The 2,921-nt window shown below is 65.1% G+C and carries 2 protein-coding genes and 1 pseudogene; all 3 read left to right on the plus strand.

Annotated elements, in window-relative coordinates:
- Positions 1-152: pseudogene (gene sucC / locus VK533_RS00755) on the plus strand (succinate--CoA ligase subunit beta); the annotation flags it as partial.
- Positions 149-1,039 carry a succinate--CoA ligase subunit alpha gene (gene sucD / locus VK533_RS00760; RefSeq protein ID WP_324374046.1) on the plus strand — a complete coding sequence of 297 codons (891 nt, stop codon included), beginning with the start codon at positions 149-151 and terminating at the stop codon, positions 1,037-1,039. The pseudogene sucC and the gene sucD, both read left to right, overlap by 4 nt.
- Positions 1,040-1,041: 2 nt before the next feature.
- Positions 1,042-2,921, plus strand: a 1,880-nt coding sequence (locus tag VK533_RS00765) for an acetyl/propionyl/methylcrotonyl-CoA carboxylase subunit alpha (RefSeq protein WP_324374048.1), incomplete at its 3' end; no start/stop codon positions are given.

Here is a 2,921-nt window from a genome sequence, read left to right on the forward strand (position 1 = left end):
ACCTTTCGGTTCCGCTGGTGGTTCGTCTCGAAGGCACCAATGTCGAGCAGGGCAAGGCGATCCTCGCCAATTCGGGCCTGCCGATCGTGGCGGCCGACGATCTGGGCGATGCCGCCCGGAAGATCGTGGCGCAGGTGAGGATCGCGGCATGAGCATCCTCGTCAACGCGAATACCAAGGTCATCACGCAGGGGATGACCGGCAAGACAGGCACATTCCACACGAAGGCGGCGCTCGACTACGGCTCCCAGATGGTCGGCGGCGTCACGCCCGGCAAGGGCGGCACAATTCACGACGAACTGGGTCTGCTCAATTTCGACACAGTGCAGGAAGCCGTCGCCCGGACCGGCGCGGACGCCTCGGTCATCTACGTGCCGCCGCCCTTCGCCGCGGATTCGATCCTCGAGGCGATCGACGCGCAGGTGCCGCTGATCGTGTGCATCACCGAAGGTATTCCGGTGTTGGACATGGTGCGCGTCAAGCGCGCGCTGACCGGTTCCAAATCGCGCCTGATCGGCCCGAACTGCCCGGGCGTGCTGACGCCCAACGAATGCAAGATCGGGATCATGCCCGGCAACATCTTCTCGAAGGGCTCGGTCGGCGTCGTCTCGCGCTCCGGCACTTTGACCTATGAGGCGGTGTTCCAGACGACCAACGCCGGCCTCGGCCAGACCACCGCGGTCGGCATCGGCGGCGATCCGGTCAACGGTACCAATTTCATCGACGTGCTCGAACTGTATCTGGCGGACGATGCGACCAAGTCGATTATCATGATCGGCGAGATCGGCGGCTCCGCCGAAGAGGAAGCCGCCCAGTTCCTGAAGGACGAAGCCAAGCGTGGCCGCAAGAAGCCGATGGTCGGCTTCATCGCCGGCCGCACCGCTCCTCCGGGCCGCCGCATGGGCCATGCCGGCGCGATCGTGTCGGGCGGCCAGGGCGGCGCCGACAGCAAGATTGCGGCGATGGAAGAAGCTGGAATTCGTGTGGCGGCATCCCCGTCAGAGCTGGGTACGACGCTTTCTGCGCTGCTCAAGGGTTGATTATGTTCTCCAAAATCCTGATCGCCAATCGCGGCGAGATTGCTTGCCGCGTCATCCGCACCGCACGCGTGATGGGTATCAAGACGGTCGCGGTCTATTCGGATGCTGACGCACGCGCGCCGCATGTCGAACTGGCGGATGAAAAGGTGCGCCTGGGGCCGCCGCCGGCATCAGAGAGCTACCTGCTCGCCGACGCGATCCTGCTCGCTTGCAAAGAGACCGGCGCCGAGGCGGTTCACCCCGGTTATGGCTTCCTGTCGGAGCGGGAGAGCTTCGCGCGACTGTTGGCAGACAGCGGGATCGCCTTCATCGGGCCGCCGCCGAAGGCGATCGCGGCGATGGGCGACAAGATCGAGTCCAAGAAATTGGCGCTGGCGGCGGGCGTGTCGGTGGTGCCGGGCTTCATCGGTGAAATCCGCGATACCGAACATGCGGTCGAGATCGCCAACGGCATTACCTATCCGGTGATGATGAAGGCGTCGGCTGGCGGCGGCGGCAAGGGCATGCGGCTCGCCTGGTCCGAAGCGGATGTGCGCGAAGGGTTCGAGGCGACCAAGCGCGAAGGACTCGCCAGTTTCGGCGACGACCGCGTCTTCATCGAGAAGTTCGTCGAAAGCCCGCGCCATATCGAGATCCAGCTGCTCGGCGACCAGCACGGCAACATGGTCTATCTCGGCGAGCGCGAATGTTCGGTCCAGCGCCGCCACCAGAAGGTGGTCGAGGAGGCGCCGTCGCCGTTCGTCACGCCCGAGATGCGCAAGGCGATGGGCGAGCAGGCGGTCGAGCTGGCCAAGGCGGTCGGTTATTACAGCGCGGGCACGGTGGAGTTCATCGCCGGCGCGGATCGTAGCTTCTACTTCCTCGAAATGAACACCCGGCTGCAGGTCGAGCATCCCGTCACCGAATATGTGACCGGGCTCGATCTGGTCGAGCAGATGATCCTCGTCGCCAATAAAGAGAAACTCACTTTCGGCCAGGCCGACGTGAAGCTCGACGGCTGGGCGATCGAGAGCCGCGTCTATGCCGAGGATCCCTATCGCGGCTTCCTGCCCTCGACCGGGCGGCTGGTGCGCTATCGTCCGCCCGCCGCGACCGCCGACGTGCGTGTCGATGACGGCGTGGTCGAGGGATCGGACATTTCGATGTTCTACGATCCGATGATCGCCAAGCTCGTCACGCATGGCGACACGCGCGAGGCGGCGATCGATACGCAGATCGCCGCGCTAGACCGGTTCGAGATTGACGGCATCGGCCACAATATCGATTTCCTGTCGGCGTTGATGCAGCACCCGCGCTTCCGGGCGGGCGCGCTCACCACCGGCTTCATCGCCGAGGAATATCCCGAAGGATTCCAGGGCGCGCCCGTGCCCGACGCACTCACCGCCAAATTGTCGGCGGTGGCGGGCATCGTCGCCTCCGCCGAAGCGGCGCGCGCGGCGTCGATCGACGGGCGGCTGAACGGGCCGATCCAGCCGATCGGCGAATGGATCGTGACGATGGACGGCGCCGAGCATCATGTCGTGGTCGAGGACGAGACGGTTACCGTCGACGGCAAGGCGCTGGTGGTCGACGCGCCTTATTTGCCCGGACAGCGGCTGATCGAGGCGGAGATTGAAGGCGAGCCCTTGTCGATGCGGCTCAGCCGCACGCGCGCCGGCTGGAAGCTGACGACACGCGGCCGCAGCCATCAGCTGCGCCTGCTGCCGCCGCACGTCGCCTTGCTGTCCAAGCATATGATCGAGAAGGTGCCGCCCGATCTGTCGCGCTTCCTGCTCTGTCCGATGCCGGGCCTGCTGACCGCGCTCAACGTCAAGCCGGGGGACAAGGTCGAGGCGGGGCAGGCACTCGCGGTGGTTGAGGCGATGAAGATGGAGAATATCCT

The sequence above is a fragment of the Sphingomonas sp. genome (assembly GCF_035317925.1).
Classification (GTDB): domain Bacteria; phylum Pseudomonadota; class Alphaproteobacteria; order Sphingomonadales; family Sphingomonadaceae; genus Sphingomonas_I.